Origin of the sequence: Aeromonas bivalvium, from assembly GCF_000819765.1 — a bacterium.
Lineage (GTDB): Bacteria > Pseudomonadota > Gammaproteobacteria > Enterobacterales > Aeromonadaceae > Aeromonas > Aeromonas bivalvium.
In genome coordinates this window covers 248771-262794 of sequence record NZ_CDBT01000008.1, presented here as the reverse complement: position 1 = coordinate 262794, position 14024 = coordinate 248771, and the positions used below count along the sequence as shown (strand labels likewise).

16 protein-coding genes are annotated in these 14024 nt (G+C 60.3%); 6 read left to right on the top strand and 10 right to left on the bottom strand.

The window, feature by feature from the left end:
• Positions 1-9 precede the first annotated feature (9 nt).
• Positions 10-234: a hypothetical protein gene (locus BN1119_RS02325; RefSeq protein WP_041993277.1), complete on the top strand. Its 225-nt coding sequence runs from the start codon at positions 10-12 to the stop codon at positions 232-234.
• Between the two features lie 105 nt (positions 235-339).
• Here the strand turns inward: BN1119_RS02325 and nqrM are convergent, their stop codons facing one another.
• The 9 genes from nqrM to BN1119_RS02280 form a co-directional block, all read right to left on the bottom strand.
• Positions 340-564 carry a (Na+)-NQR maturation NqrM gene (gene nqrM / locus BN1119_RS02320; protein ID WP_041993275.1) on the bottom strand — a complete coding sequence of 75 codons (225 nt, stop codon included), beginning with the start codon at positions 562-564 and terminating at the stop codon, positions 340-342.
• A 9-nt stretch (positions 565-573) separates the two neighbouring features.
• Positions 574-1617, bottom strand: a complete 1044-nt coding sequence (locus tag BN1119_RS02315; RefSeq protein WP_041993272.1) for an FAD:protein FMN transferase — start codon at positions 1615-1617, stop codon at positions 574-576.
• Between the two features lie 3 nt (positions 1618-1620).
• Positions 1621-2844, bottom strand: coding sequence for an NADH:ubiquinone reductase (Na(+)-transporting) subunit F (nqrF, locus tag BN1119_RS02310; RefSeq protein WP_041993268.1), 1224 nt, complete (start codon positions 2842-2844; stop codon positions 1621-1623).
• Between the two features lie 18 nt (positions 2845-2862).
• Positions 2863-3459 (bottom strand): NADH:ubiquinone reductase (Na(+)-transporting) subunit E, encoded by a 597-nt coding sequence (nqrE, locus tag BN1119_RS02305; RefSeq protein ID WP_041993264.1) that lies wholly within the window; start codon positions 3457-3459, stop codon positions 2863-2865.
• Between the two features lie 3 nt (positions 3460-3462).
• On the bottom strand, positions 3463-4095 hold the full coding sequence (locus BN1119_RS02300) for an NADH:ubiquinone reductase (Na(+)-transporting) subunit D (protein WP_041993262.1): 633 nt from the start codon (positions 4093-4095) through the stop codon (positions 3463-3465).
• Positions 4088-4876: a Na(+)-translocating NADH-quinone reductase subunit C gene (locus tag BN1119_RS02295; RefSeq protein WP_041993259.1), complete on the bottom strand. Its 789-nt coding sequence runs from the start codon at positions 4874-4876 to the stop codon at positions 4088-4090. Before BN1119_RS02295 ends, BN1119_RS02300 begins: the two co-directional genes overlap by 8 nt.
• On the bottom strand, positions 4866-6095 hold the full coding sequence (locus BN1119_RS02290; RefSeq protein WP_041993255.1) for an NADH:ubiquinone reductase (Na(+)-transporting) subunit B: 1230 nt from the start codon (positions 6093-6095) through the stop codon (positions 4866-4868). Before BN1119_RS02290 ends, BN1119_RS02295 begins: the two co-directional genes overlap by 11 nt.
• A 3-nt stretch (positions 6096-6098) precedes the next feature.
• Positions 6099-7442: a Na(+)-translocating NADH-quinone reductase subunit A gene (locus tag BN1119_RS02285; protein ID WP_041993252.1), complete on the bottom strand. Its 1344-nt coding sequence runs from the start codon at positions 7440-7442 to the stop codon at positions 6099-6101.
• Positions 7443-7862: 420 nt separating this feature from the next.
• The gene (locus tag BN1119_RS02280) at positions 7863-8177 is read right to left on the bottom strand and encodes a BolA family protein (protein WP_041993249.1); all 315 of its coding nucleotides are present in this window, start codon (positions 8175-8177) and stop codon (positions 7863-7865) included.
• A gap of 147 nt (positions 8178-8324) precedes the next feature.
• Here BN1119_RS02280 and BN1119_RS02275 point away from each other — a divergent pair, with 147 nt between their 5' ends.
• From BN1119_RS02275 to BN1119_RS02255, 5 genes are all read left to right on the top strand, one after another.
• Positions 8325-9467 (top strand): methyltransferase, encoded by a 1143-nt coding sequence (locus BN1119_RS02275; RefSeq protein WP_041993246.1) that lies wholly within the window; start codon positions 8325-8327, stop codon positions 9465-9467.
• 11 nt (positions 9468-9478) lie between these two features.
• The gene (locus BN1119_RS02270) at positions 9479-10054 is read left to right on the top strand and encodes a YajG family lipoprotein (protein ID WP_041993242.1); all 576 of its coding nucleotides are present in this window, start codon (positions 9479-9481) and stop codon (positions 10052-10054) included.
• 26 nt (positions 10055-10080) lie between these two features.
• Positions 10081-10629: a peptidylprolyl isomerase gene (locus tag BN1119_RS02265; protein WP_041993238.1), complete on the top strand. Its 549-nt coding sequence runs from the start codon at positions 10081-10083 to the stop codon at positions 10627-10629.
• A 375-nt stretch (positions 10630-11004) separates the two neighbouring features.
• Positions 11005-12384, top strand: coding sequence for an AmpG family muropeptide MFS transporter (locus BN1119_RS02260; protein ID WP_041993235.1), 1380 nt, complete (start codon positions 11005-11007; stop codon positions 12382-12384).
• 156 nt (positions 12385-12540) lie between these two features.
• Positions 12541-13347 carry a nucleoside-specific channel-forming Tsx family protein gene (locus BN1119_RS02255; protein ID WP_041993232.1) on the top strand — a complete coding sequence of 269 codons (807 nt, stop codon included), beginning with the start codon at positions 12541-12543 and terminating at the stop codon, positions 13345-13347.
• 103 nt (positions 13348-13450) lie between these two features.
• On the opposite strand, the gene BN1119_RS02250 is transcribed toward BN1119_RS02255, so the two are convergent.
• Complete coding sequence (locus BN1119_RS02250; protein WP_041993229.1) at positions 13451-13933, bottom strand: YajQ family cyclic di-GMP-binding protein; 483 nt, start codon at positions 13931-13933, stop codon at positions 13451-13453.
• Positions 13934-14024 lie beyond the last annotated feature (91 nt).

The following is a 14024-nucleotide window of genomic DNA, read 5'->3' as shown; positions in this document are numbered from 1 at the left end:
GGAGGGGATATGAAGAGAGGATGGCGATATCGGGGGCTGGTCGCGGGCTTGCTGCTCTGGCCCATGCTGGTGAGTGCCAAGCAGCATCCCACCGCCGAGTGCCGCTGGCTGCACGACAGGATACTCATACTCAAGCAGAGCATTGCCAGGGGAGACACCCTGGGCACACGAGAGGAGCTGGCCCGCTGGCAGCAGGAGTACCAGAAAAAACGGTGCAGCCAATACGACTACTGACGTGGCCAGCAGAGGAGCTGCATCGCCAACCCGGCAACCCGGCAACCCGGCAACCCGGCAACCCGGCAACCAACAAGGCCATCCCGGGGGATGGCCTGATGGCAATCAGATGATCCTGTGCTCTTCCAGCATCTTGCGGCGAGCCTCTTCCTTGGCCATCTTCTGCTTGCGATTGTCGCAGGGTTCCGGACAGTCGCACTCCTTCTCAATCCCTATGGTGCCAAGGCCGCCACAGGAGCCGGAGATGCTCTTCTTCTGGAAGATGTAACCGATGGCCATGCCGACCACCACCAACAGAAACACCCCGAAGGTGATCAGAAAAATCTGCATATTCAATCCTTACCCCTGATTGCGGGTCAGAAATGGCTGGAAGGCGGGGGAGTAAGTCTCCTCGAACCCTTCATCCGTCTTGGTCACCATGAAGATGGCCAGCCCCTGTTCGGTGGCATAGGCCATGCCCTTCTCGGGCCCCATCACGGTCAGCGCCGTGGCCAATCCATCTGCGGTCATGCAGGAGGGATGCACCACTGTCACCGACACCAGTCGATGGTGAATGGGCTTGCCGGTGGCGGGATCTATGGTGTGGGAGAAACGCTGACCATCCATCTCGTAATAGTTGCGATAATCCCCCGAGGTGGCAACCCCGTTGTCACCGACCTGGATCACCTCCTGTACCGAGCCCAGATTGGCGGTCGGCTTCTCGATGGCGACGCGCCAGGGGTGACCCTTGCCGTTGACGCCATTGATGCGCAGTTCGCCGCCTATCTCCACCAGGTAGTTGCGCGAGCCCCTGGCTTCCAGGTACTCGGCCACCTTGTCCACCCCAAAGCCCTTGGCGATCGAGGAGAGATCCACATAGAGATCCGGGATGTCCTTTTGCAGGGTATCGGCATCGGCCGAGGTGATCACATGCAGATTGCCGAGGCCCGTCTTCTGCCGGGTCTGGGCGATCAGCTCGTCGGACGGCACCTTGGTCGGCCGCTTGTCCGGGCCAAAGCCCCACAGGTTGACCAGGGGTCCCACGGTCACGTCCAGCGCGCCCCGGGTCTCGCGACCCAGATGGAGGGACTCGGTCACCACACGGGCGGTATCGCGGGACACCACCACGGGCCGGTTGTCACGGCTCTGGTTGAAACGCGACAGCTCGGACTCGGGCCGGTAGGTGGACATCTGATCGTTCACCCGCTCGAGCAGCCGATCGACCTCGGCCTGGAAACCGGCCTTGTCCTGGATGGCATCGTCCGCCACCTTGATGGAGTAGTAGGTGCCCATGGTGCTGCCGGTGATGTGGATCTCCGGATGGGTCTTGACGTTCTCCTGGCCGCACCCCGCCAAGAAAAAGGCTAGCCCGAAGGCTAGCCAGGTCTTTACAACACTGTGCATGGATTAACCACCAAAGTCATCCAGGAGGATGTTTTCGTCTTCAACGCCGAGGTTTTTCAGCATGTTGATGACGGCCGCGTTCATCACGGGAGGTCCACACATGTAGAACTCGCAATCTTCCGGCGCCTCGTGGTTCTTGAGGTAGTTCTCGAACAAGACGTTGTGGATGAAGCCGGTGTAGCCATCCCAGTTGTCTTCCGGTTGCGGATCCGACAGGGCGACGTGCCACTGGAAGTTGTCGTTCTCGGCGGCCAGCATGTCGAAGTCTTCGACATAGAACATCTCGCGCTTGGAACGGGCACCGTACCAGAAGCTCATCTTGCGATTAGTCTTCAGGCGACGCAGCTGGTCGAAGATGTGGGAACGCATCGGCGCCATGCCGGCACCACCACCGATGAACACCATCTCGGCGTCGGTGTCCTTGGCGAAGAACTCGCCGAACGGACCCGAGATGGTCACCTTGTCTCCGGCCTTGAGGCTGAAGATGTAGGAGGACATCTGGCCGGGAGGGGCGGTCCAGTTGCTGGGCGGCGGGGTCGCGATCCGCACGTTCAGCATGATGATGCCGAACTCTTCCGGATAGTTCGCCATGGAGTAAGCACGAATGATCGGCTCCTTCACGGTGGACTCCAGATCGAAGATCTTGAAGCGATCCCAGTCACCACGGTACTCCTCGGGAATATCGAAGGTGTTGTACTTGACGTGGTGAGCCGGGGCTTCGATCTGGATATAACCACCGGCGCGGAACGGGACGCTCTCGCCATCGGGGATCTGCAGCTTGAGCTCCTTGATGAAGGTGGCCTTGTTGTCATTGGAGATGACGGTACATTCCCACTTCTTCACCCCGAAGATCTCTTCCGGCAGTTCGATGTCCATGTCGGCACGGACCGTCACCTGGCAGGCCAGACGCTCGCCGTGACGGGCCTCGCCCTTGCTGATGTGATCCAGCTCGGTCGGCAGTATGTCGCCGCCACCGGATTTCACCCGCACCTTGCACTGACCGCAGGAGCCGCCGCCGCCGCAGGCGGAGGAGACGAAGATACCGCTGCCGGCCAGCACGCCGAGCAGCTTGCCACCCGCCGGGCTGCTGACAGCCTTGGCCGGGTCGCCGTTGATGCTGATTGTCACGTCACCTGCGGTCACCAGCTTGGACTTGGCGAACAGAATGACTGCCACCAAGGCCAGCAGGATCACGGTGAACATGACCACACCCAGAATAATTTCCATTTATGATTCCTTTTCCGATTACAGGGAAATACCAGAGAAGGACATAAAGCCCAGCGCCATCAGACCCGCAGTGATGAAGGTGATGCCCAGACCGCGCAGGCCGTCCGGCACATCGGAGTACTTCATCTTCTCGCGGATCCCCGCCATCGCCACGATGGCCAGCATCCAACCGGCACCCGAGCCCACGCCATAGACCACAGACTCCACGAAGTTGTAGTCACGCTGCACCATGAAGGAGACGCCACCGAAGATGGCGCAGTTCACGGTAATGAGCGGCAAGAAGATGCCGAGGGCGTTGTAGAGGGCCGGGAAGTACTTGTCCAGGGTCATCTCCAGGATCTGCACCAGAGCCGCGATCACCCCGATGAAGGTGATGAAGCTCAGGAAGCTCAGATCCAGACCTGACACCAGGGCACCGTCTTTCAACACGAAGTTGTAGATCAGATTGTTGGTCGGGACCGCGATGGTCTGCACCACCACGACCGCGACGCCCAGACCCATGGCGGTCTTGACCTTCTTGGACACCGCCAGGAAGGTACACATGCCCAGGAAGAAAGAGAGGGCCAGGTTTTCGATGAAAATCGAACGAATCAACAGACTCAGATAATGTTCCATACCTTAATCCTTCGCCTCCACCTGCTTGGGATCCTTGGTGCGTACGCCCCAGATGATCAGACCAATGATGAAGAATGCACTCGGCGGCAGCAGCAGCAGGCCGTTGGGCACATACCAGCCACCATTGTTTACCAGCGGCAGCAGCTCGATACCGAACCAGGTGCCTGAGCCCAGGATCTCGCGCACAGTCGCCACGGTCAGCAGCACGGCGCCATAGCCCAGGCCGTTGCCGATACCGTCCAGGAAGGAGGGCAGCGGGGCACTCTTCATGGCGAAGGCTTCGGCACGACCCATCACGATACAGTTGGTGATGATGAGGCCGACGAACACCGACAGCTGCTTGGAGATCTCATAGGCATACGCCTTGAGCACCTGGTCAACCACGATAACCAGGGATGCGATGATCGCCATCTGGGCGATGATGCGCACACTGTTGGGGATCTGGTGGCGGATCAGAGAGATGAACAGGTTGGAGAAGGCGGTGACCGCCATGACCGCCAGGGTCATCACGAACGCCGTCTTCATCTGGCTGGTAACGGCCAGGGCGGAACAGACACCCAGCACCTGCAAGGCGATGGGGTTGTTACCGAGCACCGGCGTCAACAGCAGTTTTTTCATTGCGCTATTGTCAGCCATTGTTGAGTTCTCCTGCGCGGATCTTGGCAAGGAAAGGACCGAAGCCCTGGGGGCCCATCCAGAAATCGAACGAGTGCTGGACACCGTTGCTGGTCAGGGTGGCACCGGAGAGACCATCGATCTCGTGCTCGGAACCTGCAGGGGCATGGCCCTTGATCACCCGCAGCGCAGGTTGGCCTGCCTGGTCGAACAGCTTCTTGCCGACGAACAGCTCGCGCCAGGCCGGATTCTCGACCTCACCACCCAGACCCGGGGTTTCGCCCTGGTCATAGTAGGTGATGCCCTTGACGGTCTGGCCATCGGCCGCGACGGCGACGAAGGCATACATGGTGGACCACAGACCCTGGCCGTACACCGGCAGTATGATGTTGTCGACCTTGCCTTCGCTGTCTTTGGCGAAGAAGACCGGCATCAGCTTGGAGATCTGACGGATACCAGCCTTGTCGTCGGCAGGCGCCAGACGAATGTTTTCGGCCGGGTTCTTGGCTGCCAGCTTGAAATCGAAGCCGTCGGCGTCGCCGTCAACGAATTCGCCGGTGGTCAGGTCGACCAGGCGCGCTTCAATCTTGTCACCATACAGCTTGCCCAGCTCGCTCTTGGCGATGCTGGCGGTATCGATGCCGGCAACGGAGAGGATGTTGCTCTGCTTGTCCAGCGCCTTGTTCAGCTGCTGAGCCGGACGCAGGCCCACGGCGGCCACGGAGACCACGATGGAGCAGACCAGGCACAGGCCCGCCACTATGCTGACGGTACCGACGGTTGAATCTTTATTAAACGCCACGACTGATCCTCCGCTTGATGTTCGCCTGCGCCACGAAATGGTCAAACAAGGGGGCAAACAGGTTCGCAAACAGAATGGCCAACATCATGCCTTCCGGGAAGGCGGGGTTCACAACACGGATCAGCACCACCATGAAACCGATCAGGGCGCCGTACCACCACTTGCCCTTGTTGGTAAAGGCGGCGGAGACGGGGTCGGTCGCCATGAAGGCCATGCCGAAGGCAAAACCACCCAGCACCAGGTGCCAGTGCCAGGGCATGCTGAACATGGGGTTGGTGTCGGAGCCGATGACGTTGAACAGCAGGGAGGTCACCACCATGCCGACCATGACGCCGGCGATGATGCGCCAGGAAGCGATCCGCATGTAGACGATCATGGCTGCGCCGATGAGGATCATCAGGGTGGACACTTCACCGATGGAACCCGGCAGGTTGCCAAGGAAGGCATCCATCCAGCTGATGGCCTGACCGGTTGCACCGTTGATCAGTGCCATCTGGCCACCTTGGGACCACTGGCTCAGGGCGGTTGCGCCGGAGAAGCCGTCGACGGCAACCCAGACGGCGTCGCCGGAGATCTGGCTCGGATAGGCGAAGAACAGGAAAGCACGACCCGCCAGCGCCGGGTTCAGGAAGTTCTTGCCGGTACCACCGAACACTTCCTTGGCCATGACCACACCGAAGGTGATACCCAGGGCGGCTTGCCACAGGGGCAGCTCGGGCGGCACTATCAGGGCGAACAGGATGGAGGTCACGAAGAAGCCTTCGTTGATCTCGTGCTTGCGGATCATGGCAAACAGCACTTCCCAGAAGCCACCGACGATGAAGACGGTGATATAGATGGGGAAGAAGTGGGCCGCACCGATCAGCATCTTGCTGCCGACGCCGGCGACCGCCGGATCCAGCGAGGCCCCCAGCAGGGTGGCCAGGCCATATTGCCAGGAGGCGGCACCGGCGGCGGAGCCGAGGTGCGCGATGGCGGCGATGGCCTGGTTGCCGACGTTGAACATGCCCCAGAACATGGCCGGGAACACAGCCAGCCACACCATGATCATCATGCGCTTCAGATCGAGCGCATCACGGACGTGGGCGGCGTTACGGGTTACCAAACCCGGGGTATAGAAGATGGTGAAGGCCGCTTCGTACAGGGCGTAGTACTTCTCGTACTTGCCGCCCGGCTCGAAGTGGTGTTCCATCTTTTCAAGAAATTGCTTGAAACTCATCGCTTAACCTTCCAGTTCGATCTTGGTCAGGCACTCACGCAAGATGGGGCCGTACTCTGTCTTGCCGGGGCAGACAAAGGTACACAGCGCCAGATCTTCCTCATCCAACTCCAGGCAACCGAGCGCCTGGGCGCTGTCGGTGTCACCGGCGATCAGATCCCGCAGCAGCAGGGTCGGCAGGATGTCCAGCGGCATCACCCGCTCATAGTTGCCGATAGGCACCATGGAACGATCACTGCCGTTGGTGGTGGTGGTGAAATTGATCAGCTTGCCCTTCACCAGGTGAGACAGGGTGGTGCGGGTGATGGAGAACTTGCTGGCGCTGGGTTTGATCCAGCCCAGGAACTCCTTCTCGCGACCTTCACCCAGTACGCAGACCTGATTGTGGTAACGACCCAGATAGTCGTGCGCCTCATCGGTCTTGGCACCGCTGAGCAGGGAACCGGAGATGATGCGGTTCTCGTCGGCACGCAGCTCGTTGTTGGTCAGCTGGCTGATGCAGGCACCCTGACGGGTACGCAGCAGGCGCGGCTTGACCACGTTCGGGCCGGCCAGGGCGATCACCTTGTCGGTGAAGATCTGGCCAGTGGTGAACAGCTTGCCGAATGCGATCACATCCTGATAGTTGATGTGCCACTGGATCTTGTGGCTGCCAACCGGATCGATGAAGTGAATATGGGTACCCGGCAGACCAGCGGGGTGAGGACCAACGAAGACCTCTTCCTGGACTTGCGCTACGGAAGCCTGCGGCAGACTGCCTTCGCCCTTGCACACATACACCTTGCCATCCGTCAGGCGGCTGAGCAGGGTCAGACCGTCGATGAAGGCCTGGGATTGCTCCTTGATGATGAGCTCGGCACTGGCGGCCAGCGGGTTGGAGTCCATGGCGGTCACGAAGATCGCACGGGGCTCGGAACCGACGGCGGGCACCTTGCTGAAAGGGCGGGTACGCAGCGCAGTCCATTGACCTGACTCGACCAGGATCTCTTGCACCTTGCTGCGCTCGAGCTTGGCCAGCTCGGCGGAGGCAAAGTGCTCAAAGGTCACCTGCTCGTCAGACCCATCGATGTCGATGACCACGGATTGCAGAATGCGTTTGGCACCACGGTTGATCTCTGAAACTACGCCGGTGGCGGGAGCCGTGAATTTAACGCCAGGGTTCTTCTTATCTTCGAAGAGCACCTGACCTTTAATGACGCGATCCCCTACTTTGACAAACATAGTAGGTCGCATCCCCACGAACTCTTCGCCCAGTGTAGCAACACGGGTGATGGCCGGGCCATCGTAGATTACTTGCTCTGGCGCACCCAGCACGGGGATGTCCAGTCCTCTTTTAATTGTAATCATACTCACTTGCACTACCGTTACGGGGAGAGAGAATGGTTAGCGCCGAGAAATACATCACGACGAGTTGTTGAACACACGCGGCACATGGCTAGCTGAATACAAATAAACAACAAATCAGCAACATACAGGGTGTGTCAAAAGCGCTTGAGTTTACCACTTCCGGCTTGATGACTGCCACGTCAAATGGGGAAAATTAACCCCCTATCACAAAATTAGCTTGGGCTGCTGCCCGGCCCGTCGGCATGAAAATCCCCTATGCCGCCGCCGCCGGCATGAAGTACCACCTAAGAGGTATTCTGCGAGATCGCACCGGCAAGATTAGAAAAATTGATGGCGTACCGTCCAAAAAACGTTCGATAAAACGGCAAGGGGTGAGTTCGATGTTAACGAAACATCACAGCGGCCCGGGTATCGCCCTGCCTATTGAGGGCCCAGCTTGCTGACGCAGCCTGGGGTGCGCGGCGCCATCCCCTTTTGCTGCCACTCCTCGGCCGTATAGGTATGCAATGCCAGTGCATGAATCGGGCCAGCCAACAGCTCGGCCAGCAACTGGTTGATCTGGCGATGGCGGGCGATGAGGCGCTGGCCGACGAAGGCCTCGCTCACGACGATCACCTTGAAGTGGCTCTCGGCTCCCGGCTCGGTACGGTGCATATGACTCTCGTTGAGCACCTCCAGGTGGCTGGGTGACAGCGCCTCGCTGAGGCGGGCCTCGATGGTCTCTTGCATCTTCATGGGGTACTCCGACAGAGGGAAAGGACATGGGCCCTCATTCTATCGACTTTGAGGGGCAGGGAGAACTTGCACGGCGGGGCGATTGGTGAATCGGGGCACCGCCGCTAGAATAGCGCCATCCGATCCAGCCGTGAGACAAAGAGTTCGATGCAGACCCACCTCGAGACAGACCATTGCCGCCTGACCCTGCTGCGCTACCCGCGCCAGGCGCAGGATCCCCTGCAGGCCTGGGATGCCGCCGATGAGTACCTGATCCAGCACCTGGCCGAGCAGCCTCCCACCGGCAGCGGTCCCGTCATCATCATGAATGACAACTTCGGCGCCCTGGCCGCCTTCCTGCACGGCCATCAGCCCCTGTGCATCACCGACTCCTTCGTCAGCGAGCAGGGCACCCTGGCCAACCTGGCGGACAACGGCCTGGATCCGGCCAGCATCCGCATCCAGGACGCCCTGGCGCCACTGCCCGAGGCGCCGTCCCTGGTGATCATCAAGGTCTCCAAGTATCAGGCCCTGCTCGAACAGCAACTGCTGGCCCTGCGCGCCGTGGTCACCCCGGCGACCCGCATCATTGCAGCCGGCAAGGCCAAGGAGATCCACAGCTCCACCCTCAGGCTGTTCGAACACTATCTGGGGGAGACCCGCACCTCGCTGGCCTGGAAGAAGGCGCGGCTCATTCACTGCACCGTCGCCAGCGCCCCCGACGAGCGCCCTCCCCTGGCCGATCCCTTCCCGACCGTCTGGCCCCTGGAGGGGAGCGGGATGCAGATCCACAACCACGCCAACGTGTTCTCGCGCACCAGCCTGGACATAGGCGCCCGCTTCATGCTGGCCAATCTGCCCATTCACAGCGCCCGCAAGGTGATCGATCTGGGCTGTGGCAACGGGGTGCTCGGTCTCTCCCTGCTGGCGCGAGACAGCGAGGTGGAGGTGACCTTCATCGACGAATCCTACATGGCGGTGGCCTCGGCCCGGCTCAACGTCCAGCACAATCTGCCAGATGCCTTGGCGCGGGCCCACTTTCTGGTCAACAACTGCCTGGACGGTCTGCCGAGCGGCTATGCGGACCGTATCCTCTGCAATCCGCCGTTCCACCAGTTGCAGGCGATCACGGACCATATCGCCTGGCAGATGTTTCAGGATGCCCACAGGGTCTTGCCCAAAGGGGGGGAGCTCTGGATAGTGGGCAACCGGCATCTGGACTATCACCACAAGCTCAAGCGACTGTTTGCCAATGCGCAAGTCGTTGCATCCAATAATAAATTCGTTATTTTGAAAGCCATCAAACGCTAGAGGACCCCATCATGAAATCATCCTTTCTGCTGCTCGCCGCCCTGCTGCTTGGCGGTTGTGCGACCCACTGGCCCGAGACGGCACTGCTCAATCCCCAGGTGATCCCGGCGAACCAGCAATACTACTCCGGCAACCGCATCACCATGGAGGGCATCGACAAGCGCACCGCCGCCCATGTGTTCGCCATCCAGCAAAAAGAGAAGGCCCCCGTCTACATCCGAAGCGAACAGCCCCTCAATACCCTGCTGGTCGAGCGTCTTGGCGAAGGGCTGCGCGGCCAGGGGCTGGAAGTGGGCAGCAGCGGCACCACCCACCTCACCCTGCAGGTCAACAATGCCCTGGTCAATGTCGACGAGAAGACCTTCACCTATGTCACCAAATCCAAGGTGAGCCTGCAGGTGATGGCCGATTTTCAGGGCAGCCGCCTGACCAAGGTGTTCAACGCCAGCGCCAGCAAGGAGGGGCCGGGTGAACCCAGCATCGCCGATCTGGAGCGGGTGCTGAACCAGCAGCTCGGCAACCTGATCCAGCAGATCATGGCCGACGAGCAGCTGCGCGGTTACCTCAAGGGCCAACCGAGCGCCTGATCCCTCAACGTCCAAGGAAATATGCGATGAAAAAGCTGATGTTACTGGCCCTGCTGGTCTGCCCGCTGGCCTTCGCCGCCCCCAAGGTGAAGCTGGAAACCAACCACGGCAACATAGTGGTGGAGCTGGCCCCCAAGGCGGCGCCCCAGACGGTGAAGAACTTTCTGCGCTACCTGGCCGATGGCAGCTATGACGGCAGCCTGTTCCACCGGGTCATCCCGGGGTTCGTGGTGCAGGGGGGCGGCTACAACCAGCAGTTTCAGCAGCTGCCTACCTATGATCCCGTGGTGAACGAGTCCAAGGGGGGCCTGCCCAACGTCCGCGGCAGCATCGCCATGGCCCGTACCCAGGCGGTAGACAGCGCCACCCGCCAGTTCTACTTCAACCTGGCCGACAACAACAACCTCAACGCCAATGCCGGCGCCGGTTACACCGTATTCGGCCAGGTGGTACAGGGCATGGAGGTGCTGGACAAGCTGGCCCAGGTGCAGACGGGCTACAGCCCCATACTGCGCGCCAACGACGTGCCCACCAGCACCATCATCCTCAAGAAGGCGAGCCTGCTCGCCAACTGAGCCAAAGGCGGGCCCTACCGGGCCCGCCTTGCATCGCGCCTCCCCCCCCGGGTCCAACATCAGGGCCCAGCCCCCATCCCTCGCCGCCATCCGGCTCAGCCCCGCGGATCAAGGTAACTCGCCAATTTCTGGCACATGGGGGAGGTACTTCCCGACCGACTTCCTCTGAGCGCCACCAGGGCGATGACGAGGCCGGACCCCGAGCACGCCCTCCCACCACAGGCCCAGCCCCCCATTTGACGGCGCTGCCACGGCAAGTCCCAGGCAGATCGAGCCCCTCTTTATCCCCGCAATATCCCCGCAATCTGAGCGCCCGCCTTGGCGCGGCACCATGAACCTGCCAAAATGGCTCACTTTTTTCGAGGAGTCAGGCACTTGAACGCTGTCAGCAAACCAAGCTGGAGAGAATCCCTGCGGGTCTATCTCGAGCCCCGCGTCCTTATTCTGTTTGCCATGGGGTTCTCCTCCGGTCTGCCGCTGCTGCTGGTGTTCGGCACCCTCTCCTTCTGGCTGCGGGAAGCCGAGGTGAGCCTGACCGACATCGGCTACATGAGCTGGGTCGCGCTGGCCTATGGGGTCAAGTGGCTATGGTCTCCCCTGGTGGACAGGCTGGCCCTGCCCCTGCTGTCGCGCCTGCTCGGCCGGCGCCGCAGCTGGATGCTCTTCTCCCAGCTGCTGATCGCCGCGGCCCTGGTCGGCATGTCCTTCTGCGATCCCAAGACCCAGCTGGCCCAGCTCGCCCTGTTCGCCCTGCTGGTGGCGTTCGCCTCCGCCACCCAGGACATCGTCATCGATGCCTACCGCATCGAGTCCGCTCCCGAACGCTTGCAGGCGGCCATGGCGGCCTCCTACATGACGGGCTACCGGCTCGCCATGATCATGGCGGGAGCCGGCGCCCTGGCGCTGGCGGCCTGGCTTGGCAGCAACAGCGCCTATGACTACCGCGGCTGGCAGCTCACCTATCTGCTGATGGCGGGGATGATGAGCATCGGCCTGGTCACCACCCTCTGCTGTCACGAGCCCGACATCGATGTGGCGAGCCAGGACAGGCAGCAGGCGCAGCGCAAGGCTCTCCTGCTGCAACATGGCTGGCCCACCCCCCTGGCGGGACTCGGCGCCTGGGCCTATGAGGCCATCTGGTGCCCCTTCGCCGACTTCTTTGCCCGCCATGGCCGCTCGGCCCTGCTGATCCTGGGGCTCATCGCCTGCTATCGCATCTCGGACGTGGTGATGGGGGTCATGTCCAACAGCTTCTATGTGGACATGCAGTTCAGCAAGACGGAGGTGGCCACCATCACCAAGGTGTACGGGGTCATCATGACCCTGGTGGGGGCCAGCCTGGGGGGAATACTGGTGATGCGTTTTGGCACCCTGCGCATCCTGATGCTGGGGGCCCTGCTCACCGCCAGCACCAATCTCCTGTTCGCCCTGCTCAACCAGCTCGGCCACAACCTGGAGCTGCTGACCCTGATCATCTCCCTGGACAACCTGAGCGCCGGCATCGCCACCGCCGCCTTCATCACCTATCTGTCGAGCCTGACCAATGTCGCCTTCTCGGCGACCCAGTACGCCCTGTTCAGCTCTGTGATGCTGCTGCTGCCCAAGCTGCTTGCCGGGTTTTCCGGCCGTTTCGTCGAGCAGTTCGGCTACAGCACCTTCTTCGTCACCACCAGCCTGCTCGGCATCCCTGTGCTGCTGCTGATCGCAATGGTTGCCAGACGGAACATGGCCTTGTCACCGAAATCGGACAAATAGCAAGCGTTTGCGCGAAATTGGGGGTGATTAGATTCACACTTCCAGAGAAAGTTCCCTCTTGAACGTTTATCCGCTGAATTTATTTGGCTAGAATCCCTCCGCTCCTTGTGGGCAGGCTACGGAAAACCTCAACTAAACGCACAAGAGACCAATAAAATGGCCAAATTTACCAAGACTCTGATCGCTGCTGGTCTGCTGGCGGCTTCCGCCACTCCGGCTATGGCTGCTGACTATAGCGGCGACATCCACAAGAACGACTACAAGTGGTTCCAGTTCAACGTGATGCACACCATCGACCAGCTGCCCTACAGCGAAGCCGAAGGTGGCTACAACGACACCTACTTCGAAATGGAATTCGGTGGTCGCTCCGGTATTTTTGACCTGTACGGTTATGTCGACGTATTCGATATCTTCCAGAGCAAGCACGACGACAAGCATGACAGCGACAACCTGTTCATCAAGTTCGCCCCGCGCCTGTCCATCGATGCCATGACCGGCAAAGATCTCTCCTTCGGTCCGATCCAGGAAGTCTACATCGCCAACCTGGTCAACGTGGGTGGTCCGGATGGCCTGTTCGAAGCCATGACCGGTCTGGGTGCCGACGTACAGGTGCCCTGGTTCGGCAAGGTGGGCATGAACCTGTATGCACGCCACGTCAACGAAGGCTCTGGCGAGCAAGGCTGGAACGGCTATCAGTTCTCCATGAACTGGTTCAAGCCCTTCTACACCTTCTCCAACGGCAGCTTCGTCGCCTATCAGGGCTACCTGGATCACCTGTTCGATGCCAAGGACAGCTCCACCGACGGTACCGCCATGTTCAACGGCCTGTACTGGCACTCCGACCGCTACGCCGTCGGTTACGGCCTGAAGTACTTCAACGACATCTACGGCATCCAGAACGGTACCTTCGGCCTGAAGACCACTGGTTTTGGCCACTACTTCTCCGTGACCTACAAGTTCTAATCGAACCTGTTCTCACAGAGACAAAAAAACCGGAGCCCAGGCTCCGGTTTTTTTTGGCATCGGTCCGACGAAATAAAGAGGGGCATCCCCTCTTTATCCGCAGTCAGTCGCGGAAATTCTGGAACTGCATCGGCTGGCCCAGCTCGGCGCCGCGCACCAGGGCCATGGTCTCCTGCAGATCGTCGCGCTTCTTGCCGGTGACCCGCACCTCGTCGCCCTGGATGGCGACCTGCACCTTGATCTTGGAATCCTTGATGAGCTTCACCAGCTTCTTGGCGGTCTCTTTCTCGATCCCCTGCTTGAACTTCACGGTCAGGTGGAAACGCTTGCCGGAGTGAACGCTGTCGCCCACCTCCATGGAACTGTTCTCGATGTTGCGCTTGAGCAGGGCGCCCCGCAGCATCTCGACCATCTGCTTGAGCTGGAAGTCGGCATCCGCCTCCAGCTTGACCTCTTCCTTGTTCAACTCGAAGCTGGCTTCAACACCACGAAAATCGAATCGGGTGGCCAGTTCACGATTGGCGTTGTCGACCGCGTTCAACACCTCGTTCATTTTGACTTCAGAGACAATATCGAATGACGGCATGGCCGGGGCTCCTCATGTTGCATTATTGGCGGCCAAATCTACCAGAAAACCGGCAAATTTGCTGATTTCGATAAAGACGCTCTGTTAGAAT

Bases quoted from the DNA above. Each gene is read 5' to 3' on its own strand.
- BN1119_RS02315 (WP_041993272.1), bottom strand. From the start codon at position 1,617: ATGCACAGTGTTGTAAAGACCTGGCTAGCCTTCGGGCTAGCCTTTTTC.
- nqrM (WP_041993275.1), bottom strand. From the start codon at position 564: ATGCAGATTTTTCTGATCACCTTCGGGGTGTTTCTGTTGGTGGTGGTC.
- nqrF (WP_041993268.1), bottom strand. From the start codon at position 2,844: ATGGAAATTATTCTGGGTGTGGTCATGTTCACCGTGATCCTGCTGGCC.
- BN1119_RS02300 (WP_041993262.1), bottom strand. From the start codon at position 4,095: ATGGCTGACAATAGCGCAATGAAAAAACTGCTGTTGACGCCGGTGCTC.
- BN1119_RS02325 (WP_041993277.1), top strand. From the start codon at position 10: ATGAAGAGAGGATGGCGATATCGGGGGCTGGTCGCGGGCTTGCTGCTC.
- BN1119_RS02255 (WP_041993232.1), top strand. From the start codon at position 12,541: ATGGCCAAATTTACCAAGACTCTGATCGCTGCTGGTCTGCTGGCGGCT.
- BN1119_RS02290 (WP_041993255.1), bottom strand. From the start codon at position 6,095: ATGAGTTTCAAGCAATTTCTTGAAAAGATGGAACACCACTTCGAGCCG.
- BN1119_RS02270 (WP_041993242.1), top strand. From the start codon at position 9,479: ATGAAATCATCCTTTCTGCTGCTCGCCGCCCTGCTGCTTGGCGGTTGT.
- BN1119_RS02250 (WP_041993229.1), bottom strand. From the start codon at position 13,933: ATGCCGTCATTCGATATTGTCTCTGAAGTCAAAATGAACGAGGTGTTG.
- BN1119_RS02285 (WP_041993252.1), bottom strand. From the start codon at position 7,442: ATGATTACAATTAAAAGAGGACTGGACATCCCCGTGCTGGGTGCGCCA.
- BN1119_RS02265 (WP_041993238.1), top strand. From the start codon at position 10,081: ATGAAAAAGCTGATGTTACTGGCCCTGCTGGTCTGCCCGCTGGCCTTC.
- nqrE (WP_041993264.1), bottom strand. From the start codon at position 3,459: ATGGAACATTATCTGAGTCTGTTGATTCGTTCGATTTTCATCGAAAAC.
- BN1119_RS02280 (WP_041993249.1), bottom strand. From the start codon at position 8,177: ATGAAGATGCAAGAGACCATCGAGGCCCGCCTCAGCGAGGCGCTGTCA.
- BN1119_RS02275 (WP_041993246.1), top strand. From the start codon at position 8,325: ATGCAGACCCACCTCGAGACAGACCATTGCCGCCTGACCCTGCTGCGC.